Below are 20,022 nucleotides of genomic sequence, written 5' to 3'. Positions count from 1 at the left end.
CCTCGGCTGGCTGCAGCGCGGTCCGGCGAGCGAACATGCCAATGCCGCGATGCGCCGGCTGGCCGTCAAGGCACCAGGCGCGTCGACCCTGGTGAAGAACCTGTCCGGCGGCAACCAGCAGAAAGTGGTGTTCGGCAAATGGAACGAGCCGCGGCCGCGCGTGCTTCTGCTCGACGAGCCGACGGTCGGTGTCGATGTCGGCGCGCGCGAGGAGATTTACGGCGTCATTCGTGCCGCGGCGGCAGCCGGAAGCGGGGTGCTGCTGGTGTCCTCGGATCTGTCCGAACTGCTGCAGCTCTGCGACCGCATCTCGATCGTCGTCGATGGCCGCATCACCAGGACGATTGCGCGGTCGGAATTCGGCAGCGCCGAGGACCTTCATCACCTCATTCAACTTTCGCAGCCATCGGAAGAGCACGCGGCATGACCGACACACAAAGCCCGGCAAAAGCCGCCGCCAACCAGCCGGGCGGTCGCTCGGCGTTGCAGCATCTGCTTCAAGGCGAGCGGCCCTATATGCTCTACGTCGCCTTCGCCATCATGCTGATCGTCTTTAGCCTGGCGTCGCCCTGGTTCCTGTCGATCGACAATTTTCTCAACATCGGCCGGCAGACGACGCTGGTCTCGATCATTGCGGTCGGCATGACGTTCGTCATCATCTCCAGGCAGATTGACCTGTCGGTCGCCTCGACGCTGGCGCTTTCGGGCATGAGCGCATCGCTGGCCATGGCGTTCGTCGCCAACAACTGGGTCGTCGGCGCGGTGGCGGGGCTGGGCACCGGGGCGCTGATCGGGTTGCTCAACGGTGTCTTGACCACCCGCCTCGAAATCCCGTCCTTCCTGGTGACGTTGGGCACGTTGAGCGGCGCGCGCGGGCTGGCGCTGATGGTCACCAACACCAAGCCGGTGATCATCACCAACGAGTATTATTTTGCGATCTTCGGCGAGGGCTCGGTGCTCGGCATTCCGGCGCCGATCCTGTGGACGCTCGGCGTCACCATCGCCGGCATATTGCTGCTGCACTACAGCGTCTACGGGCGGCGCGTTTACGCCGCCGGCGGCAACCCGACGGCAGCGCTCTATTCCGGCGTCCACATCAAGCAGGTCACGACGCTGGCCTTCGTGCTGACCGGGACGCTCGCGGGGCTCGCATCGTTGATCCTGTCGGCGCGTTCGCACGCGGCGCGGCCCGACGTGGTGCAAGGCATGGAGCTCGACGTCATCGCCTCGGTCATTCTCGGTGGCTGCAGCCTGTTTGGCGGCCGCGGCTTCGTGCTCGGCACGCTGCTCGGCAGCCTAATCATCGGCACGCTCAACAATGGGCTGGTGCTGCTTGGCGTCAGCTCRTCGCTGCARCTCGTCATCAAGGGAGCMATCATCGTCGCCGCGGTCGCGTTCACGAGGAGGTAAGGCGCGCATCCCCGGATATCACCGAATACCAGCAGAAAACCGCCGGCTCCAAACGGCATACGGACACTAGAAATCAACGGAGGAAAGTCATGAAACATTCGGCACGAATCCTGTTCGGAACATTGAGCCTCGCCGCCAGCGCCTTCGCGCTGTCGACATCACCAGGTTTTGCGCAAACGCCCGACACCTGCGTCACCGGCGTCGACCTCGCGACACTCGGCCCCAAGGGCATTGTCGGGCAGGGTCCGCATGGCGAAAAGGCAGCCTCGCCCGACGAGCTGAAACTGACCGACGACGAGGCCGCCAAGGTCAAGGCCGGCAAGTTCAAGGTCGGCATTTCCATGCAGACGGTGAACCTCGACTGGTCGCAGCTGCAGGTGGCGGGCATCAGCGAAACGCTGGCCAAATATGGCGTCACCGTCACCGGCGTGGCCTCGGCCGAATATCAGGTCGACAAGCAGATCGCCGATATCGAAAACACCATCCAGCAGCATCCCGACGGCATCATTTCCATCCCCGTCGACTTCACCGCGACGGCGCCGACCTACAAGAAGGTGGGTGAGGCCGGCATCAAGCTGGTGTTCATGGACAGCATTCCGGTTGGCCTCTCATCGCCAAAGGATTTTGCCACGATGGTCTCGGCCGACAGCCAGGGCAATGGCCAGATCGCGGCGACGATCCTGGCGTCCTGCATGCCCAAGGGCGGCACGATCGGCCTGGTCAATTTCGGCGTCGACTATTTCAGCACCAATGAGCGCACCAAGGGCGTCAGCGAGTGGATGAAGAAGAACCGGCCCGACATCGTCATGAAGCAGGTCGACTTCACCGATCCCTCGAAAGTGTCGCAGATCGCCGGCGATTTCCTCACCGGCAATCCCGATGTAAAGGGCCTGTATGCGGTGTGGGACCAGCCGGCGCTCGACACGCTGTCCTCGATGCGCGCGCAAGGCATCGACATTCCGATCACCACGGTCGACCTCGGCCTGCAGTCCGCGATCGAGATCGCCAAGGGCGGCCCGCTCAAGGCAACCGGTTCGCAGCGTCCTTACGACCAGGGCGTCGCCGAGGCGCTGGCCATGATGAAGGCGCTGATCGGGCAACCGACGCCCGCCTGGGTCGGCGTGCAGTCGCTGCCGGTCGTTCAGTCCAACGTGCTGGAATCCTACAAGACCGTCTTTCACAAGGATCCGCCGGCCGAACTCGTCGACGCCTGCAACAGCGCCAAGCCGAAGTGCAACTGAGGTAGGTGAAATCGCATGGGCGCGGGGGAGATCCCGCGCCCATGGCTGTTTGTCCCACCGGAGATTCCGTCTGGCGTCCGCTGCAAGGTTAGAGCGGTCCGCTCGGTCTCAAGAAACCAGCCTCAGCCCAATCACCCCGGCCAGGATGAGAGCGATGCAGAAGAGCCGCATGGGTGCTGCGGACTCGCCCAGCAAGGCTATCCCGATGAGCGCCGTGCCGGCCGCGCCGATGCCGGTCCAGACGGCATAGCCGGTGCCGACCGGCAAGCTGCGCAGCGAGATCGACAGGAGGACGACGCTGGACACGCCGGTCGCCACCGTCAGCACGGACGGGATCAGCCGGGTAAAGCCGACGGACGACTTCATGAACAAGGCAAAGGCGATTTCGAGGATGCCGGCAATGCTGAGGAGTGCCCATGCCATGGTGACAGGTTCCTTCAAAAACTGAGAGGCGAGCGCGGCGCGCAGGCATGCCTGCGCGCGTGATGGCTCAGGCGGCTTTTGCGGCCTTGGCCGTAGCGGCCGGGGTCGAGCGGAAGGTGATGCCGAAGCGGTTGAAGGCATTCATCAGGCCGATCGCATAGGTGAGATCGGCAAGCTCCTTATCGCCGAATTCGCTCGCCGCGGCTTCGTAGTCCGCATCGGGAACGCCGGTTTCGGCGACCCGTGTCACGGTTTCGGCCCAGGCAAGGGCGGCGCGTTCGCGGCCGGAAAAGACGTCGCCCGCATCGGGCCACACCGGCACCAGCACGAGCTTGTCGACTGCAAGGCCCGACTTCAAGAGGTCGCGCGAATGCATGTCGATGCAATAGGCGCAGCCATTGATCTGCGAGACCCTGAGATAGACGAGGTCGACGAGTTCTTTCGGCAGGCCGGATTTCTGGATTGCGACGTAGACGCCGCCATAAGCCTTGAAGCCTTCAGGCGAAGCCTTGGCGTAGTCGAGACGGTTGCTCATGATGGAGCCCTTCTGGTTGGTTGAATGAGGGCTTTTGTGCCGCGTCTTGGCCTATCTCAGAAGGTCCATGATGCGTCTTCCATGCTGGACCATGATCTCGGCCCGAAATGAGCTGATGCCTACTCTCAGAGGCACCCCAATATGCGTTTTCCCAAGGCCTCCGCGGTGCGCTGCGTCGCGACATTGGTGAAGTTAAGCAGCAAGGCCGAAGCACCGTCATCCGTAACGGTCCAGTCACTCAAGGCTTCGGCGTAGAGCCCCTCGGCCCGCATGCGCGCGACGACCTGACGGTCCGGCTTTCTGTTTGCCAGGCGCAGGATCAGATGCATGCCTCCGGGCTGTGAATCGATGCGCATGCGTTTTCCCAGCACGCTTTCCAGCCCAGCCACTGTTGCCTGCCTGCGCTCGCCATAGAGCTTGCGCATCCTTTGGATATGGCGGGCGAAATGACCTTGCGCCATGAAGGCGGTGACGATGGCTTGCGTAAGCCCAGGACTGCTGCCGGCAAAGGCCAGGGCGATTTCCGCGAAGCGTTCGACCTGTGCTTGCGGCACCACCAGATAGGCAAGCCGCAGGCTTGGAAACAGCACCTTGCTGAAGGTGCCGGCATAGAGCACGCGCCCGTCGCGATCCAGGCTCTTCAGCGCCGGCAGCGGGCGGCTGACATAGCGGTACTCTCCGTCATAATCGTCCTCGACGATCCAGGCGTCGTTTCTTGACGCCCAATCCAGGAGTTCGAGGCGGCGGGGCAGGGACAGGGACACGCAGAGCGGCGACTGATGCGCCGGGGTGACCACAGCCGCGCGCGCCCTTGGCGCCAGCTTAAAGCCCTCCGGAACGATCATCCCGTCGCGGTCAACCGGAACCGAGACCGCCGCGACATGCAGATATTTCAACACGTCCCGCGTCGGCGGATAGCCGGGACTCTCCAGCCAGACGCTGTCACCGGCCTTCAGCAAAGCATGGCCGATCAGCTCGATCGTGTGGCGATAGCCCGATGTCACGAAGATCTGCGATGGGCCGCAGTCGATGCCGCGCGAAACCTGGAGATAGGCGGCAATCCGCGCCCGCAGGTCGGGCAGGCCATCAACTGCGGGGTGAACCATGTCGGATGGTTGCATGGCGCGCACGCATTGGGCGCCAAGCCGCGCCCAGATCTTGCGCGGAAACGCGTCGAGCGCCGGCAGGCCCATCTGGAACGGCAGGATCGAGTCCGGACGGAAGCTGGGTGTCGTCAGGCCGCTCTCGGCTCTCGGCAGCGGGCTCGCGACAGGTGTCCGCTTGAGGCCGGGCGTCACGATGGTGCCGGCCTGGCCGCGCGCCTGGATGTAGCCCTCGGCAGCCAGCAAAGCGTAGGCCGTCTCGATCGTGCCGCGCGCCAGTCCCAATTCCCGGGTCAGCGCCCTTGCCGATGGGATGCGCTCGCCTGGCTTCAGCACGCCACTGGCGATGGCGCCGCGAACCCGTTCGTAGATCTGCCGGTAGAAGGGGGTGGCCGCCGATGGATCCAAAGGCGCGATCTTGCTTGGCCTGGCCTTGGTCATGGGATCGCCGCCTCCGTGGATGTGTTTGGGACCATGCCACGATCATGGTCCAGCTCCAATGTCCATTCATGGACCTTGGGACTGGGTCATGACGGCAGTAGGCCTGTCTCGACCGATCCGCTCAAGACCATGGAAGCGATCCGATGAAGACAATCCTGCATGTCAGCTGCAGCCCACGCGGGCCGATCTCCGAGAGCGACAGGCTCGCGCAAAAGATCATCGGCTTTCTCAAGCAGAAGGAGCCGATGACGACAGTCGTCGATCGCGTCCTCGGTGACGGCAGCATCGCGCATGTCGACAGGGACTACGCGATGTCGCAGGCGTCCTTCGCCGACGTGTCGGAACAAGGCTCCATGATCCAGTCCGAAGAGCTCATCGCGGAATTGGAGCGTGCGGACGCCGTCGTCATCGGCACACCCATGCACAATCTGACCGTGCCTTCCGCGCTGAAGGCCTGGATCGACCACGTCGTGCGAGCGCGCGGCACCTTCGATGTCACGCCGGCTGGAAAAGTCGGCCTGCTAGCCGACCGTCCGGTCTTTGTCGCCATCGCCTCGGGCGGACGGTTTTCCGGTGAGCGGGCCCGCCAGCCGGATTTCCTCACGCCCTATCTGAAGGCCGTGCTCGGCATGATCGGGCTGCACGACCTGACCTTCTTCTCGGTTCAGGCAACGATTTCCGCCCCGGACGCCGTGGCTGCGACCAGAGCCGTGACCGATCAGGCGCTTCAGGACTATTTTGCGGCGTCTGGCGGTTGAAGCCGAAGATCCGGTTTGCCGGTTCCGACGGGCCGGTGGCGCGGCTACGCCTTCGCTTCSACCAGGATCACCAGCGAYTCCGGCACSACGCCATCRTGSGCCATSGCGTCRGCGGCTGCCTTGCTCTGCATCAGTGCGGCCATCTTATCCATATCCGGCACGTCCATCAGCACAGCCACGCGTTTCGGATTCTGCGGATCGACGAAGGTGCGGACGTTGGTGATCCCAAGCGAGCCGAACAGCTCCTTGCGCTTGGGTGAACTGAGCCAGTCCTTGCTGTCTTTCGAGATGTTGTGATGGCCAATTACGGTTGGCATGGCATCCTCCCAGGGTGACGCCGGCGGTCGATATCGCCCGCCTACGCTGCGATCCACCTGTGCAGGCCAGTGAGCGCCGTTTCCGCAGGGCTGTCAATTAGCTGTTGCTGACGGATGCTCGGCACATCGTGACCAGCCTTCATGCGACGATGCAGGTCCCCTGACTGCGCTGAAGAACGTCGAGGCAAAGCCCGCGCAGGCGGCAAAGCAGCTACGGCCCTACTGGCGGCACAATCGTCGCCGACCTATGTCGATATCCAACTGGTTTGCGATCGCGATGATGGAACAATGCGGCACGACAGGCTTGTCCTGACCCTGCTCTGGCGCGAGCTCTCGGCTGGATTGCGCTCGATGCGCCGCCGCGACCTTGCCTGGATCGTGCTCGGCGGCGGGGCTTTGCTTGTCTATGCCATCGCCGACATCGTCCTCGCCTTGCGGGCATCAGCAGCCACGCTGCGGCAGGCACAGACGCTGTGGCTGCTTGGCCTGCCGGGCGCGTTTCTCGTTCTAGGTGGCTTCGCCGGCAACGTGCTCACCAGGCTTTGCCTGTCGCGCGCCTTTGCGCCATTCCTCGGAGCCTTGCCGCTGTCGTTGCGGGAGCGCCGGCGCATGGCGACGGTGGCGATATTTGCGATGGGCATTCCGCTTGTCGTGGCGGCCGCGGCGGCGGTCGGTCTTGGCGGTGCCGTCATCGAAAAACCGCTGGCGCCGGTCTGGGGTCTCGGCGCCGCGATCCTGTTTGCCGCGGGCCTGTTGGCGGCAGCCGGCTGGCGGCTGCGCAGCGGCCACGATGCCATCGGTCTCGAAGACAAGGCCGGCCCGGCGGGCGAGGGGCGTGGACGCCGTCCCTGGCTCGGCGTCTTCGACCGTTCGGCGCCGGCCTGGCTGTCCAGCTGGGCCTGGGGGCTGCCGGCTGGCCGTGTGTACCCGTCCTGGCGACTGGTTGTCGCGGCCGTCTTCTTCGGTGTCGTCGCGGCCCTTTCAGCAGCGATCAGCCTCGTTCGTCACGACGCCGTGCCGGCGGCCATGGCCGGCCTGACCGGGGGCCTTGCCGTCTTCATGCTGAGCGCGCGATTCCATCCGCTCGGCTCGCCGGTGTTGCGCACGGCTCCGCTCGGCTTCGCCAGGGCCTGGCTGCGCCTGGCGCGGCTGCCCTTGCAATTGTCGGTCGCCTTCTTTCTCCTGCCGGCAGGCGCAGCCCTGGCGGCGGAGCCGTCGGCCTGGGCGATGCCGGTAGCCAGCGGCCTGTGGCTGCTGGCGCTGAACGGCGCCTATGCGGTGTTTGCCGCCTATTTCATGACCGTGCCGTTCGTCGCCGCGTTGAGCTTCATCAGCGCTATCGCCTACACCAGCTACGAATCGCTCGAATACGGTCGCACCGTGCTGATAGGTTTTGCCGCCCTTGTCCTGTTCCTGTGGCACCGGGCGCAACGGAGATATCGCCATGGATAGCAGTGTCGATTCTGCCGAGATACTCACGGTTCGCGGGCTCAACGCCGGCTATGGGGGCCGCGCGGTCGTCAGCGGCATCGATCTGTCGCTCGACCGGGGCGACATCCTTGGCTTGCTCGGCGCAAACGGCTCAGGCAAGTCCACTTTGCTCAGGGCGATCACCGGCCAGATCCGGCCGCTCGCGGGCAGCGTGGCGATCAACGGCGTCGACCTTGCCGTTGCACCGGAGCGCGCCAAGTCCGGCTTCGGCCTCGCCATCGACCCGCCCGACTTACCGGGGACGCTGACCGGCCAGCAATATCTCCAGCTCGTCGCCTCGATCCGCGGCTGCACCGAAGATGACTGGCCTGGCGTCAATGTCGCCGAACGGCTCGGGCTCAAGCGCTGGATCGACCGGCTAATCGCCGAATATTCACTCGGTACGCGGGCCAAGATCGCCATTGCCGCGGCTCTGCTCGGTGCGCCACCGCTTTTGATCCTCGACGAGTCCCTGAACGGCCTCGATCCGCTCGCCGCCTTCGAGGTCAAGCGTATCATCCTGGCCCTGGCGGCAAGTGGCCGCCATGCCGTCATCATCTCCACCCATGTCGTGGAGGCCGTGCCTGGCCTGTGCAACCGCGCCGTCCTCCTGGCCGAAGGCCGCATCGCGCGTGACTGGGATGCAAGGCAACTGGCCGAGGCGGGGCGTGTGCCTGGCGCCTTCGAGGCCGAAGTCATGCAGGCGCTTGCGGTCCAGGCGGCTGACGGATGAAGGCACGTTGAGGCGTGCATCTGCCCGCAGGGCTCAAAGTTCCAGGCAAACCTTGCCGAAGTGCTTCTGGGCTCCGTAGTGCGTGAAGGCGGCGGCGATGTCGCGCAGCGGGAAACGGCGGTCGATGACGGGCTTGATGCGGTTGACGTCTATCGCGCGGATCATGTCCTCCTGATCGGCCCGGCTGCCGATCGAAATGCCGCTGATGCGGATCTGGTTCGAGAACACGGCCGGGATGGACACTTCAGCCGCAAAGCCGGTCAGCACACCGATCAGGGCGATGTGGCCGCCTGTGCGGCAGGCGGCTATCGATTGCGCTAGCGTGGCGGGGCCGCCGACCTCGATCACGTGATCGACGCCGCGTCCATGCGTCAACTCCCTGGCCTTGCGGCCCCATTCCGGAACGGCCTTGTAGTTGATGGTGGCGTCGGCGCCGAGGCCTTTGAGCCGCTCCAGCTTTTCCGCGTCGGATGAGGTGGCGATGACCCGGGCGCCGGCGGCCTTGGCGAATTGCAGTGCAAACAGCGATACGCTGCCGGTGCCGAGGACCAGCACCGTGTCGCCGGGCTTCACCTTGCCGCACACCACCAGGCCGCGCCAGGCGGTGACGCCGGTGCAGGTCAGCGTTGCGGCTTCCACATGCGTGTAGCCCCGAGGCGCCCTGGTGAAGGCCTGCGCCGGCATGCAGACATATTCGCTGGCCACGCCGTCAAAACTGTCGCCCGGCACATCGCGCCTGGTGGCGGGCGTCATGTCGCCGTCGAGCCACCAGGGATAGAAGGTGCTGACGACGCTGTCGCCGGGCTTGAGTGCATCGACCCCGGTGCCGACGGCGATCACGTCACCCGCGCCGTCGGACAGCGGCACGCGGCCATCGGCGAGCGGTGTCTTGCCCTGCACCGCGAAATCGTCACGCATGTTCAGCGAGCAGGCGCGGATCCTGACCATCACCTCGCCAGGTCCTGGCTGGGGCGGGTCTTCCTCGACCAGGTCCAGCCTGTCCAAGCCACCGGGCGCTCTCAGCCTGACGAGCTTCATTGTCTGTCTCCGACGTGTGGGGATGTTTGACGCGGATCTAGCGGACCTGGCGGCCTGAAATCACGCGCAGCCAGGGTGCAAGATGGAAGGCGCTCATCAGCAGGTACATCGCTACCATGCCAGTGAGCGGCGAGGCGCCCATGCACATCATGGATGCATCACTGCCCTGAAGGCAGGAGAGCAGTGCCATCACCGCGAAAGTCGGGGCGGCGGCGAGGCAGAGCCAATCGACTATGCCGAGGGCGGCTGTGTTTTCAGGGGTTGCGCTACCGGTGCCAGAATGGATATCGCTCATAATCTTAATCCCTTAATGGTTGCGGCCCGTCAGAATCTGCGTTCCTCGCCCCCACTTTCGTCTAGGCTATGGGTGATTGGTGTGACTGATCAGGGCCATGCTTGATTGGCAGGTGGTTCCCCCAATCCGTCGCTGCTTCGCAGCGCCACCTTTCCCCCCTCCGGAGGGAAAGGAAGAGAGCTTCGCTGGACGAGCGTTGACTGCAAAAAGCCTGGCGCCTTTCCTCTACCCCGTCGATCGGGGGAGAGGTGGCTCGGCGAAGCCGAGACGGAGTGGGGGTCGACCAACGCGGCACAAGGGGGCTTCGCTCTCGTCAGTCCCTTGCTACTCGCCCTTGTCCCTGAACGCGGCTTCACCCGCCGCGGACACCTCGGCCCATTTCTTGTCGGCGCCGGCTTCGTAATTGTCGTGCCAATTCCACCAGCTGTAGAGCGGGGTTTGCGGATAGCCTTCGGGCGAGTCCTCCCAGATCTCCTGGCGGCCGAGCGGGGTGGCGTCGAGATAGCTCCAGACCGTACCCATCGCCTCGTCGCCGCGGCTGTTGATGAAATAGGTGCGGAAGACGCGGTCGCCGTCATGGATGAAGACGTTGTGGCCATGCCATTCGTCGACGCCGAAATCCTTGTCGAAGCTGTCGGCGATTGTGTACCAGGGTATGTCCCAGCCCATCCGCGTCTTCAGCCGCGCAATGTCGGCCTGAGGCGCGCGCGAAGCGTAGGCAAGCGTGGTGTTGCGGGCGTTGAGATGGGCGAGGTGGCCGACCTGGTCGGCGCCGAGCGAGCAGCCGCGGCAGGCGTGATCGGGCCAGCCATAGACGCCCGGCTCGAAGAAGGCGCGGTAGACGATCAACTGGCGGCGGCCCTCGAACAAATCGAGCAGGCTTGCCTTGCCGTTGGGGCCTTCGAACACATAGGCCTTATCGACTTCGACCCATGGCATGCGCCGGCGTTCGGCGGCGAGCGCGTCCTTGGCGCGTAGCGTCGCCTTCTCCTTGACGAGAAGCTGCGCGTGCGCGGCTGCCCATTCCTGCTGCGAAACGACCGGTGGGGTCTGCATCGTCATGTGCTTGGTCATTGGTCTTCTCCTTTGCCAGTGGTGCGGTCTGTTGCCTGGGGATCCAGGCTAGGGCGATGAAGCGGGATGGCGTGAGTTACATCTGCGACGGGATTTGAATCCTCCGGCCCGGCACAGCAGGGGTGGCGGGGCCGTGCGGTGTGTTCGAGATTTTCGGTTGCAGGCATTTTCAACTACCTCTAGTGAGATGCTTAATAGTGACAGCTAAGATGCTTAGTTTGGGCGTCAACCGTGCGGCTTGCCGGCCGGCGGTGTTGATCTAAGTTACGGCGGCATGCGGTGGGGGTGGGAGTTACAAGTGTGACGGGATTTGAATGGACTCGYTGATCACSGCGGCAGSGCTGGCGCTGGCGGCGGGYGATCCGCTYGGCGCGCTCGAYCGCGTTGCCYTGCGCGARGATGCGCCGGCGCTGGCGCTGCGCGGCATYGCCATGGCGCAGCTCGGCGATYTCGATCGCGCCAAGCTGCTTTTGCGGCGGGCGGCCCGCGCGTTCAGCCCGAAAGAGGCCGTGGCGCGGGCCAGATGCGTCGTCGCCGAGGCCGAGATCGCGCTGGTCTCGCGTGATCTGGGCTGGCCGGCCAAGGCGCTCGACGCGGCGCGCACAACGCTGGAAAAGCATGGCGACCGGCTGAACGCGGCGCATGCAGGCCACCTCAAGGTGCGGCGCTTGCTGCTGATCGGCCGGCTCGACGAGGCTGAACATGTGCTGGCCGGGCTCGACCCGACGCCGCTGCCGCCGGCCGCGCGAGCCGCGCATGAGCTTGCTGTCGCCGGCATCGCCATCCGGCGGCTCAGAACCCGGCCGGCGCGCGCAGCACTCGAATGGGCACGCAACGCCGCCCGCCAGGCCGGCATTCCAGGCCTCATGGCGGAGGTCGACAGCGCATCCCTGGCATTGGACACACCGGCGGCGCGGCTGATCACTCAGGGTGCAGAGCGGCCGCTGCTGCTCGAAGAAGTCGAGGCGCTGCAGGCATCGCCGGCGCTGGTCCTCGATGCCTTTCGCTATACCGTGCGCGCCGGGGACAAAACGGTCTCGCTGGCCAGCCGGCCGGTGCTGTTCGCACTGGCGCGTGCACTTGGCGAGGCATGGCCCGGGGATGTGTCGCGTGAGGAGTTGGTGGCGCGGGCTTTTGGCGGCAAGCATGCGGATGAATCGCATCGCGCGCGGCTGCGCGTCGAGATCGGCCGGCTGCGCGCCGAGCTTACCGCGCTGGCCGACATCAGTGCCACCAAGCGCGGTTTTGCGCTGGCGCCGCACCAGGCGCGCGCGGTGATGGTGCTGGCGCGGCCGATCGAGGAACGGCATGCGGCTGTGCTGGCCTTGCTGGCTGATGGCGAAGCCTGGTCGAGCTCGGCCCTGGCGCTGGCGCTGGCAACCGGCCAGCGCAGCGTGCAGCGAGCGCTCGAGCCGCTTGCCGAGGCCGGCAAGGTGCAGTCTTTCGGCCACGGAAGGGCGCGCCGCTGGATGACGCCGCCGGTGGCCGGATTCACGACCACCTTGTTACTCCCGGCGCCGCTGCCAAGTGGTTAGGAAGGGTGGATGACCACTATCGAGGATCAAGACATGAAACATTCACCGGCCGAAATCCTGCGCGAATACGGACCCTTTCCCGGTGTCGAGCGGATCCATGGGGTGAGCTTTGACGGCGAGAACGTCTGGTTCGCCTCGGGCGACAGGCTGAACGCCTTCGATCCGCAAAGCGGGGAGAAGCTGCGCTCGATCGATGTCGCCGCCCATGCCGGCACCGCCTTTGACGGCCGGCATTTCTTCCAGCTCGCCAATGATCGCATCCAGAAGATCGATCCCGATACCGGCGCGGTGCTGTCCACGATACCGGCGCCCGGCGGCGGCCGCGACTCCGGGCTGACCTGGGCCGAAGGCACGCTCTGGGTCGGGCAGTACCGGGAGCGCAAGATCCACCAGATCGATCCCGAGACCGGAAAAATCCTGCGCACCATCGAATCCAGCCGCTTCGTCACCGGGGTGACCTGGGTGGATGGCGAGCTGTGGCACGCCACCTGGGAAGGCGACGAGAGCGATCTGCGCCGCGTCGACCCGAAAACCGGCAAGCTTCTGGAGCGGCTCGACATGCCGGCCGGCAAGAGCATTTCGGGGCTGGAATCCGATGGCGCCGACCGCCTCTATTGCGGCAGCACGTCCACCGGGGTGGTGCGGGCCGTGCGGCGGCCGAAATGAGCTGGTTCCTCTGACGAAAGCATCAGGGCTGCGAAGTCGAGCCTCGCGAATTTGTCCATCGGCGACTGGTCGTCGCCCCGGTGCATGCCTAGATAGGCTGCGTTGGGCGACCGCCCGGACATCTCTTCGCAAAGGACCCGACAATGCCCGAACAGATCACGCTGAACGACGGCGCTACCATCCCGCAGCTTGGCCTTGGCGTGTGGCAGGTCGATCATAACATTACGGCTGACGTGGTCGGCTGGGCGATCAAGGCGGGGTACCGGCTGATCGACACCGCCGAGGGTTACCAGAACGAGGAAGGGGTCGGCGAGGCGATCCGCGCTGCCGATGTGCCGAGAAGCGAGCTGTTCATCACCTCGAAACTGCGCAACGGCGCCCACCAGCGTGATGCTACCCTGCGCGCCTTCGACGACACGATGAAGAAACTTGGCATCGAGCAGATCGACCTCTTCCTCATCCACTGGCCGGTGCCCAGCCAGGACAAATATGTCGAGGCCTGGAAGACGCTTGTCGAGCTGAAGCAGGCGGGGCGGATCAAGTCGATCGGTGTCTCGAATTTCAACCAGGACCATCTGGAGCGCATCATCGGCGAAACCAGCGTAGTCCCCGTGGTCAACCAGATCGAACTGCATCCCCGCTTCCAGCAGCGCGACCTCAGGCATTTCCATGCCCGCTACGGCATCCACGCCGAAAGCTGGAGCCCGCTGGGCAGCGGCCGGCTGCTCACCGACCCGACGATCGCGGGCATCGCTGGGAAGCACGGCAAGTCGGCCGCGCAGACGATCATCCGCTGGCACCTTCAGCAAGGGCTGATCGTCATCCCGAAGTCGGTCCGCCAGGACCGCATCGCGGCCAATTTCGACGTCTTCGACTTCGAACTGGATGCGCAGGATCTCGAGACGATCGCCGGCATGGATTCGGCCGACGGCCGCGACGGCCCGAACCCGGCTACTGCGGCGTTTTTGTTTTGAGCTAGTCCGACAGATCGACCAGCACGGCGCCGCCTTCCAAGCGCGCCGAATAGCTCTTGAGATTGATGCAGGGCGGCAAGCGTTTGGCTGCGCCGGTGCGATAGTCGAAGGCGCCGCCGTGCTTGGGGCATTCGACCTCGTAGTCCATCACCAGCCCGTCGGCGAGATGGACCGCCTCATGGGTGCACAGCCCGTCGGTGCAGAACACTTCGTCGCCGGGCGAGCGGAAGATGGCGTAGGTCCGCCCGCCATGATCGAAACGGCGCGCGCCTTCCTGTTCGATGTCGTCGAGGTCGCAAGCCTTGATCCAACTGGACATTTTTTACCCCTGAATGCGATCGCAACGGACCCCCGGAACAGCTTGAACCGCTGCCCCGGAGGTTCTGGTCCTGGGTTTAGTTCTTGCTGAGGTAGTCGGCGGCGTTGGCTGGCGTGACCAGTTCGAACGGCACATAGACGACACGGTCGACCTTCTCGCCCTTGGCCAGAGCCAGTGCCGCATCGACGCCGCCGCCGCCCTGGCCCTTGGCGTTCTGGAACACGGTCACAGCGAGGTCGCCCGCCTTCATCGCCTGCAGGCCATCCTGGGTGGCGTCGATGCCGCCGACGACAACGCTCTTCATGTCGATGCCATTGGCCTTCAGCGCCAGGATGGCGCCGATGGCGGATTCGTCGTTGTTGGCGATGACAGCATCCGGGGCAGGGCCTGCCGTAAGCCAGTTGGTCATCAGGTTCTGCGCATTGTCGCGGGCCCATTCGGACGACTGCTTGTCGGTGACCTTGATGAAGTTGCACATGTCGGTGGCGAAGATCTGTTCGACATCCTTGGTCCGCTGCAGCGCCGCCTGGTGAACAAGGCTGCCCATGACGATGTAGGCAGTGGCGCCGGCTGATTTGCCTTTCGCGCGCAAGAGCTTGCACACTTCGAATGCCTCGATCGTGCCGGATTCCGTTTCGTTGGAGCCGACATAGACCTGTTTCTCCGGCAGATTCTTCATGTCTGATGGTTCGAGGTTGACGAAGACCAGCGGAATGCCGGCCTTGGCGGCTTCCTCGCTGATCGTCTTCGACGCGTTGGTGTCGACCAGCGTGACGATGATGGCATCGACGCCGCTGGCGATGAAGTTCTTGACCTGGTCGAGTTGCTTGGCGACGTCGTTCTGCGCATCCTCGACCTGGATGCCGGCGCCCTTTTCCTTGGCGCGGTCCTGCATGCCGTGCATCAGCAGCGTCTGGAAATTGTTGTCGAAGTTGACGATGCTGACGCCGATCTTGGCGGCGAAGGCTGATGTCGACATCAATGTGGCTAGCGCCGTCGAAATGAGAAAGTTCTTCACGGTTTCCTCCCTTGGATGGAGTGCCGGTTCACTCCTCCCTTGATTACCGGCCCTTGCGGGATGGCTGGATGGATGGCTGGCGCCATCCGTGTGGCTGTCTGCTTGGGCTGTCAGTTGGCGGCGTTGGCGCGCGCCTTTTTCTTCTCGTAGCGGGCCTGCATGCGGGCCTCGCCGTCCTTGCTGCCGTCGTGGAAAGTGCCGAACCACTTATCGAACGGGATGAGGCCGTCGCCGTAATTCACCTCGAAGTATTTGTGGTGGAGGTAGTGGAGGTAGGCGTGGCTATCGATGGTCTTGTCCTCGGTCAGCTCGACCTTGTCGAAGCCGACATGGCCGGGAATGGCACCGAAGCCGGCATAGTGGAGTTGGTAGAGCGCCAGCAGCGGATTGGACGGGATGATCAGATGCCAGAGCGCCACGCCGAGGTAGCCGAACTGCTCGACCGGGTGCATGGCCAGCGAGGACCAGGGCGACGGGTTCACCGAATTGTGGTGTACCGAGTGCACCCATGTGTAGAGCGGCGGCCAGTGGATCGCCCGGTGCAGCAGGAAGAAATGCGTCTCGTGGATGATCGGCACCGCCAGCGCCAGCAGGAAGAGATAGACCGGATGCTCGGCGAAGGTCAGCCACGGCACATAGCCATTGGCGTAGGCGCAGAGAATGCCGACCTCGATCGCCGTCCAGATCGGCATGCCGGTGCCGAAGGTGCGCAGCATGTTGTCGAGATTCTGGTTCTGGAAGAAGAAGGCCTTGCTCTTCTGCTCCGACGGCCATTTGCCGTTGTATTTGAATCGGTTGCCCTGGCTTCTCAAGATGTAGAGTCGGATCTCGAAGGCGCCAAAGAACACAAGCAATGCCGCGCAGTTGGCGAGGAACAGCCGCAGGATCCAGCCCCAGGATAGCGTCTTCATCACCTCGACATCGGGCAGCACGAAATGCCACCAGGCAACCGCCGAGAGCGCGAAGAGGATGTTATAGGGCAGGAAATAGTGCGGCAGCCATTTCAACAGCGCCAGCGGCCGCGGCGGAAACGTAAAGAGCGGCGCCGTGCCGGCAGGCTCGTTCGGAGCCCAGTCGCCGCGCTTGTTGCGTGTGCCGTATTTCAGATCGTCCATGGCGGTCTCACAAAGACTGGGAGAGGGTGAGGAAGCGGTCATAGGCGGCATCGTCCATGTCCACCTGGTGCCGCGCTTCGGGGTAAAGGCCATCGGCCACGTCGCGGCCGAAGGCGCGGAAGGCGGCGATGCGCTTCTCCTGCAGTTCGGCCTCCAGCGTGACGAAGTCGGCATAGCGCCTCGCATGGCGCGGATAGTGGCCGTTGTGGGTGCCGAGCACGTCGCTGGAAAACAGGTACTGCGTGTCGCAGGCCGAGCCGCAGCCCATGCCCATGGTGATCAGCGGCGTCGAGCGGGTGATGTGCTCGGCGAGCCGCACCGGCACCACCTCGACCTCGATGCAGGCGGCGCCCGCATTCTCCAGATCCTTCACCGCTCGCAGGACCTTCAGTGCCTCTTCGGCTGATTTGCCGATGGCGCGGAAATTGGTCCAGGTGGCGCGATTCGGCACCAGGCCGACATGGCCGGTGACGGGAATGCCTTCGGCCGCCATGGCCTCGATGAAGCGCGGCGAATGCGATGAATAGACCGCATCGGCGCCGCGCTTCATCATCGCGAAGCCGAGCCGCACCGCCTCATCAGGCGAGGCGACCGCGCCATGCGGCATCCCTACGGAGAGGAAGGCGAGGGGTGCCGCCTGGCGAATGGCTTCGAGATTGTGATCGGGTTCGCATGAGAGAATAACGATGTCGCAGGCGACAGCGGCCGCTGCCTCTGCCGGCGTGTCGACATGCAACTGCAGCCATTTCTTGCTGTCCTTGGCGCTTTGCAGGTCGTGTACCGTCAGCCGTCTGGTCACCAGTGATCCTCCCATTTGCGAGAGGCTTATCATCGCGGCCGGTGGAAGGCCGCTTGTTCCTTGATCAAATCAGATCAAAGGTTTTCGGCGGTGAAGGTGATGAAGCGGATCGGCGGGTTTTCGATCGGCAGGTCGTGCAAGCCAAGCCGGGCCAGGATGAGGTCGATTGCGCGGCGTGCCTGCGCTTCCGGCGCCTGGTCGAGCACGACGTCCATGGTCCCCGCGCGCAGGGCCGCGCTGCTGCGCTCGGTCAGCTCATGGCCGACGAAGAAGATTTCGTGGCGGCGCGGATGGCGGGCCAGCACCTCGTTCAATGAGCCATTGCCGCCGCCGGCATTGTAGAAGCCGGCGAGATCGGGGCGCTGGCGCAGAAGATCGACGAGAAGGTCGGCGCTGCGGGGTCCCTCGTCATGGCCGAACAGCACCTCGACGAAGGCGAGGTCAGTGCGCGGATGCTCGGCCAGATAATCGGAAAAGCCGCGGATACGGTCGCGATGCACCTGGTAGATCTGGCTGTGGCAGAGTGCTGCGATGCTGCCGCTGCCCGTCTGCATGCGGCTCATCAACTGCGCGGCCACACGGCCGGCGGCGTAATTGTCGATGCCGACATAGTCGGCCTTCGAGCCGGCGATGCGGGTCACCACCTGGACCGTCGGCACACCTTGCGCCTCGACTTCAATAAGGGCCGCGCGGATCAGCGGATCGTCCGGCACCGCCAGGATCAGCCCGCCACGGCGCATGCCTGGCTCACGGATACGCCGGGCGACGGCCGTGGCGTCGCCTTCGTCCAGAAAAGTCCGGTGCACGGCGACCGTGCGGTCGAGCGTGGCGGCGATGCGCTCAAAGGCGCGGGACAGGCGCGAGAAAAAAGTCGAGTCCGGCCGCATCAGGATGACCTCGATGCGGAGGATGCCGCGATGGGCCTCGGGCAGCCGGCGCGGATAATCGAGAGAGCGGGCGGCTGCGACTACCTTCTCCACCGTCTCGGGCCGCACGCCGCCCCGGCCGTTGAGCACGCGCTCGACCGTTGCGGTGCCGACCGCAGCGCGGCGGGCGATGTCTGCGAAGGTGGGTTTGGCGATGGCGCCCTCCCTGATGCGATTTGATCAGGGAGGTATCACAAAGACTTCGGCAAGGCTTCACCCTGACGGGTGGCGCATCCGAGTTCTCGGTCAAATAAATCAGAGACGCGAAGGATTATGGCCACGGCGCGATCTTGCTCGATAAGCAGACTTTATCTGACCGGCTCGACGGAGAAAAGTTGCAAGCTGCCGGGAAGACCAGCGATCTCCACCTCGCCATGCTCTTCAAACGCCAGACCGGAGCCGATCACCAGGTCACGAACCGTCCGTGATGCGATGACCTCGCCCGGCCCGGCATTTTCAAGCAAGCGCGATGTCAGCTCGATTGCGATGCCGGAGAAATCATCGCCGCGTTTTTCGCATTCGCCGGTATGGACTGCGCAGCGGACATCGAGACCGGATTGTCGCAGGCGATGGCGGATCGCGATGGCGCACTGGATCGACCGGGTCGGCCTCTGGAACACGGCGAGAAATCCATGTTCCGAGTGCCTGATCTGCCTGCCTTCGGCCGTGAGCAATTCGGCACGGATTTCGTCAGCGTGGCGTTCGACAGGATCCGCGCCGGGACAGGAAGGTGGGCTACTCATCTCCAGCAACAGCACCGACACCAGGACACGTTCGCCTGGCGCCGCCGGCAAGGCGCTGGTAACGAAGGACTGGATCTCGTCGACGAGGCGATCGGAATTCTCGCCCCAGATCACGTGATCGCGGCCGGCGAGTTCGATATATCTGGCGCCTTCGATGTGCGTCGCCAGGTAGCGTCCTTCTTCAGGTTTGACCCAGCGATCGCCGGTCGTCTGCACGATCAGTGCTGGAACGTGAATGGTGGGCAGGATGTCACGGATGTCGATTTCTGTCCCCCAGCGCCAGAGCGCGATGGCGTCGGCGGGCGAGGCTGAATTCCTGAGATACGCGGCGAACCATTCCCTCTCGGAGCTGTCATTCATCAGGCTGGGTGCCGCATTGCTCATGTCAGCGGGCTCGCCCCATTGTCTCTCGACGGCGGCCAGGTCTTCTTCCACCTGCTCATTTGTCCTTGCCCATGGGTAATCCTTCGACCACCTGCCCCTGGCATAGGTTCCGTTGAGCACAAGTGCCGCGGTGCGCTCGGGATAAGTCGCCGCGAACAGCATGCACATGGGTCCGCCTTCCGAGCTGCCGAACAGAGCCGTGCGCTTCGATCCGACCGCATCCAGCACCGCCCGCATGTCTTCCATYCGCTCYTCSAGCGTCGGCAAACCAACGCTGCGGTCTGACAACCCCGTGCCGCGTTTGTCCATGCGGATCAGGCGCGAAAAGGTGCCGAGGCGATGAAGCAGATGCGAAAGCCGCGGCGACGACCAGGCAAGATCGAGGTTGGAGACCCAGCCGGGAACATAGATCAGGTCGATCGGTCCATCGCCGGTCACCTGATAGGCGATGTTGATCCCGCCCGATTTGACATAGTGGGTCGAGGCCTGCTGCCGCTCGCCGGCATGGGTTGGCGTCGGTGGTGGYGCTCCTGCAAGCGAGGCCGGGCCTGCCGTCCTGGACTGAGCTTGCGGCGCCATGCGGCGCGTTCGCAACTCTTCGTAGAGGGAACGGGTTTCCGGCTCGGGCTGCAGGTTGAGCGCGCGCTGCAGCATGCCACGGCAATTTTCGTATTGCCTCAGCGCAAGATTGATCCGGCCCTGAGC

Annotated in this window: 21 protein-coding genes and 1 pseudogene; 9 read left to right on the top strand and 13 right to left on the bottom strand. The window is 64.4% G+C overall.

Features of this window, described 5'->3' with window-relative positions:
• The 3 genes and pseudogenes from AC1DX0_RS14170 to AC1DX0_RS14160 form a co-directional block, all read left to right on the top strand.
• Positions 1-427, top strand: a pseudogene (locus AC1DX0_RS14170) (sugar ABC transporter ATP-binding protein); the annotation flags it as partial.
• Positions 424-1,410, top strand: a complete 987-nt coding sequence (locus AC1DX0_RS14165; RefSeq protein WP_477223687.1) for an ABC transporter permease — start codon at positions 424-426, stop codon at positions 1,408-1,410. The pseudogene AC1DX0_RS14170 and the gene AC1DX0_RS14165, both read left to right, overlap by 4 nt.
• 89 nt (positions 1,411-1,499) lie before the next feature.
• Positions 1,500-2,651: a substrate-binding domain-containing protein gene (locus AC1DX0_RS14160; RefSeq protein ID WP_477223688.1), complete on the top strand. Its 1,152-nt coding sequence runs from the start codon at positions 1,500-1,502 to the stop codon at positions 2,649-2,651.
• Positions 2,652-2,759: 108 nt separating this feature from the next.
• On the opposite strand, the gene AC1DX0_RS14155 is transcribed toward AC1DX0_RS14160, so the two are convergent.
• From AC1DX0_RS14155 to pdxR, 3 genes are all read right to left on the bottom strand, one after another.
• Complete coding sequence (locus AC1DX0_RS14155) at positions 2,760-3,074, bottom strand: DMT family transporter (protein ID WP_477223689.1); 315 nt, start codon at positions 3,072-3,074, stop codon at positions 2,760-2,762.
• A gap of 67 nt (positions 3,075-3,141) precedes the next feature.
• Positions 3,142-3,609 carry a carboxymuconolactone decarboxylase family protein gene (locus AC1DX0_RS14150; RefSeq protein ID WP_477223690.1) on the bottom strand — a complete coding sequence of 156 codons (468 nt, stop codon included), beginning with the start codon at positions 3,607-3,609 and terminating at the stop codon, positions 3,142-3,144.
• A 125-nt stretch (positions 3,610-3,734) separates the two neighbouring features.
• Positions 3,735-5,153: a MocR-like pyridoxine biosynthesis transcription factor PdxR gene (gene pdxR, locus AC1DX0_RS14145; protein ID WP_477223691.1), complete on the bottom strand. Its 1,419-nt coding sequence runs from the start codon at positions 5,151-5,153 to the stop codon at positions 3,735-3,737.
• Positions 5,154-5,296: 143 nt separating this feature from the next.
• On the opposite strand from pdxR, the gene AC1DX0_RS14140 reads away from it, so the two are divergent.
• Positions 5,297-5,911: an FMN-dependent NADH-azoreductase gene (locus AC1DX0_RS14140; RefSeq protein WP_477223692.1), complete on the top strand. Its 615-nt coding sequence runs from the start codon at positions 5,297-5,299 to the stop codon at positions 5,909-5,911.
• Positions 5,912-5,955: 44 nt separating this feature from the next.
• Here the strand turns inward: AC1DX0_RS14140 and AC1DX0_RS14135 are convergent, their stop codons facing one another.
• A complete protein-coding gene (locus AC1DX0_RS14135; protein ID WP_477223693.1) occupies positions 5,956-6,228 on the bottom strand; it encodes a hypothetical protein in 273 nt (90 codons plus the stop codon).
• 288 nt (positions 6,229-6,516) lie between these two features.
• Between AC1DX0_RS14135 and AC1DX0_RS14130 the strand changes: the two genes are divergently transcribed.
• Entirely contained in the window at positions 6,517-7,680 is a 1,164-nt protein-coding gene (locus AC1DX0_RS14130; RefSeq protein WP_477223694.1) for a hypothetical protein, read from the top strand.
• On the top strand, positions 7,673-8,431 hold the full coding sequence (locus tag AC1DX0_RS14125; RefSeq protein WP_477223695.1) for an ATP-binding cassette domain-containing protein: 759 nt from the start codon (positions 7,673-7,675) through the stop codon (positions 8,429-8,431). Before AC1DX0_RS14130 ends, AC1DX0_RS14125 begins: the two co-directional genes overlap by 8 nt.
• A gap of 33 nt (positions 8,432-8,464) precedes the next feature.
• Here the strand turns inward: AC1DX0_RS14125 and AC1DX0_RS14120 are convergent, their stop codons facing one another.
• From AC1DX0_RS14120 to AC1DX0_RS14110, 3 genes are all read right to left on the bottom strand, one after another.
• Positions 8,465-9,469, bottom strand: coding sequence for a zinc-dependent alcohol dehydrogenase family protein (locus AC1DX0_RS14120; protein ID WP_477223696.1), 1,005 nt, complete (start codon positions 9,467-9,469; stop codon positions 8,465-8,467).
• A gap of 37 nt (positions 9,470-9,506) precedes the next feature.
• Entirely contained in the window at positions 9,507-9,764 is a 258-nt protein-coding gene (locus AC1DX0_RS14115) for a hypothetical protein (protein ID WP_477223697.1), read from the bottom strand.
• A 324-nt stretch (positions 9,765-10,088) separates the two neighbouring features.
• A complete protein-coding gene (locus AC1DX0_RS14110) occupies positions 10,089-10,838 on the bottom strand; it encodes a DUF899 domain-containing protein (protein WP_477223698.1) in 750 nt (249 codons plus the stop codon).
• 314 nt (positions 10,839-11,152) lie between these two features.
• Here AC1DX0_RS14110 and AC1DX0_RS14105 point away from each other — a divergent pair, with 314 nt between their 5' ends.
• From AC1DX0_RS14105 to AC1DX0_RS14095, 3 genes are all read left to right on the top strand, one after another.
• Positions 11,153-12,373, top strand: a complete 1,221-nt coding sequence (locus tag AC1DX0_RS14105) for a helix-turn-helix domain-containing protein (RefSeq protein WP_477355755.1) — start codon at positions 11,153-11,155, stop codon at positions 12,371-12,373.
• A gap of 33 nt (positions 12,374-12,406) precedes the next feature.
• Positions 12,407-13,039 carry a Vgb family protein gene (locus tag AC1DX0_RS14100; RefSeq protein ID WP_477223700.1) on the top strand — a complete coding sequence of 211 codons (633 nt, stop codon included), beginning with the start codon at positions 12,407-12,409 and terminating at the stop codon, positions 13,037-13,039.
• 143 nt (positions 13,040-13,182) lie between these two features.
• Positions 13,183-14,013 (top strand): aldo/keto reductase, encoded by an 831-nt coding sequence (locus AC1DX0_RS14095; RefSeq protein WP_477223701.1) that lies wholly within the window; start codon positions 13,183-13,185, stop codon positions 14,011-14,013.
• Between the two features lies 1 nt (position 14,014).
• Here the strand turns inward: AC1DX0_RS14095 and AC1DX0_RS14090 are convergent, their stop codons facing one another.
• The 6 genes from AC1DX0_RS14090 to AC1DX0_RS14065 all read right to left on the bottom strand — a co-directional run.
• Positions 14,015-14,332 carry a MocE family 2Fe-2S type ferredoxin gene (locus AC1DX0_RS14090; RefSeq protein ID WP_477223702.1) on the bottom strand — a complete coding sequence of 106 codons (318 nt, stop codon included), beginning with the start codon at positions 14,330-14,332 and terminating at the stop codon, positions 14,015-14,017.
• Positions 14,333-14,408: 76 nt separating this feature from the next.
• A complete protein-coding gene (locus AC1DX0_RS14085) occupies positions 14,409-15,350 on the bottom strand; it encodes a substrate-binding domain-containing protein (protein ID WP_477223703.1) in 942 nt (313 codons plus the stop codon).
• 110 nt (positions 15,351-15,460) lie between these two features.
• Positions 15,461-16,465 carry a sterol desaturase family protein gene (locus AC1DX0_RS14080; protein ID WP_477223704.1) on the bottom strand — a complete coding sequence of 335 codons (1,005 nt, stop codon included), beginning with the start codon at positions 16,463-16,465 and terminating at the stop codon, positions 15,461-15,463.
• A 7-nt stretch (positions 16,466-16,472) separates the two neighbouring features.
• Entirely contained in the window at positions 16,473-17,264 is a 792-nt protein-coding gene (locus AC1DX0_RS14075; RefSeq protein WP_477223705.1) for a 3-methyl-2-oxobutanoate hydroxymethyltransferase, read from the bottom strand.
• Positions 17,265-17,338: 74 nt separating this feature from the next.
• Positions 17,339-18,346, bottom strand: a complete 1,008-nt coding sequence (locus AC1DX0_RS14070; RefSeq protein WP_477223746.1) for a LacI family DNA-binding transcriptional regulator — start codon at positions 18,344-18,346, stop codon at positions 17,339-17,341.
• A 152-nt stretch (positions 18,347-18,498) separates the two neighbouring features.
• The coding region (locus tag AC1DX0_RS14065; protein ID WP_477355752.1) for an alpha/beta fold hydrolase at positions 18,499-20,022 on the bottom strand (1,524 nt) is incomplete at its 5' end.

The organism is Mesorhizobium sp. P3_A9 (assembly GCF_056402975.1).
Note: the sequence above shows the minus strand (reverse complement) of the source record. Positions and strands in the feature narration are given on the sequence as shown.

What these genes read in the sequence shown, in the direction of transcription:
- AC1DX0_RS14160 (WP_477223688.1), top strand. Translation starts at nt 1,500, where the DNA reads ATGAAACATTCGGCACGAATCCTGTTCGGAACATTGAGCCTCGCCGCC.
- AC1DX0_RS14155 (WP_477223689.1), bottom strand. Translation starts at nt 3,074, where the DNA reads ATGGCATGGGCACTCCTCAGCATTGCCGGCATCCTCGAAATCGCCTTT.
- AC1DX0_RS14150 (WP_477223690.1), bottom strand. Translation starts at nt 3,609, where the DNA reads ATGAGCAACCGTCTCGACTACGCCAAGGCTTCGCCTGAAGGCTTCAAG.
- pdxR (WP_477223691.1), bottom strand. Translation starts at nt 5,153, where the DNA reads ATGACCAAGGCCAGGCCAAGCAAGATCGCGCCTTTGGATCCATCGGCG.
- AC1DX0_RS14140 (WP_477223692.1), top strand. Translation starts at nt 5,297, where the DNA reads ATGAAGACAATCCTGCATGTCAGCTGCAGCCCACGCGGGCCGATCTCC.
- AC1DX0_RS14130 (WP_477223694.1), top strand. Translation starts at nt 6,517, where the DNA reads ATGCGGCACGACAGGCTTGTCCTGACCCTGCTCTGGCGCGAGCTCTCG.
- AC1DX0_RS14125 (WP_477223695.1), top strand. Translation starts at nt 7,673, where the DNA reads ATGGATAGCAGTGTCGATTCTGCCGAGATACTCACGGTTCGCGGGCTC.
- AC1DX0_RS14120 (WP_477223696.1), bottom strand. Translation starts at nt 9,469, where the DNA reads ATGAAGCTCGTCAGGCTGAGAGCGCCCGGTGGCTTGGACAGGCTGGAC.
- AC1DX0_RS14115 (WP_477223697.1), bottom strand. Translation starts at nt 9,764, where the DNA reads ATGAGCGATATCCATTCTGGCACCGGTAGCGCAACCCCTGAAAACACA.
- AC1DX0_RS14110 (WP_477223698.1), bottom strand. Translation starts at nt 10,838, where the DNA reads ATGACCAAGCACATGACGATGCAGACCCCACCGGTCGTTTCGCAGCAG.
- AC1DX0_RS14100 (WP_477223700.1), top strand. Translation starts at nt 12,407, where the DNA reads ATGAAACATTCACCGGCCGAAATCCTGCGCGAATACGGACCCTTTCCC.
- AC1DX0_RS14095 (WP_477223701.1), top strand. Translation starts at nt 13,183, where the DNA reads ATGCCCGAACAGATCACGCTGAACGACGGCGCTACCATCCCGCAGCTT.
- AC1DX0_RS14090 (WP_477223702.1), bottom strand. Translation starts at nt 14,332, where the DNA reads ATGTCCAGTTGGATCAAGGCTTGCGACCTCGACGACATCGAACAGGAA.
- AC1DX0_RS14080 (WP_477223704.1), bottom strand. Translation starts at nt 16,465, where the DNA reads ATGGACGATCTGAAATACGGCACACGCAACAAGCGCGGCGACTGGGCT.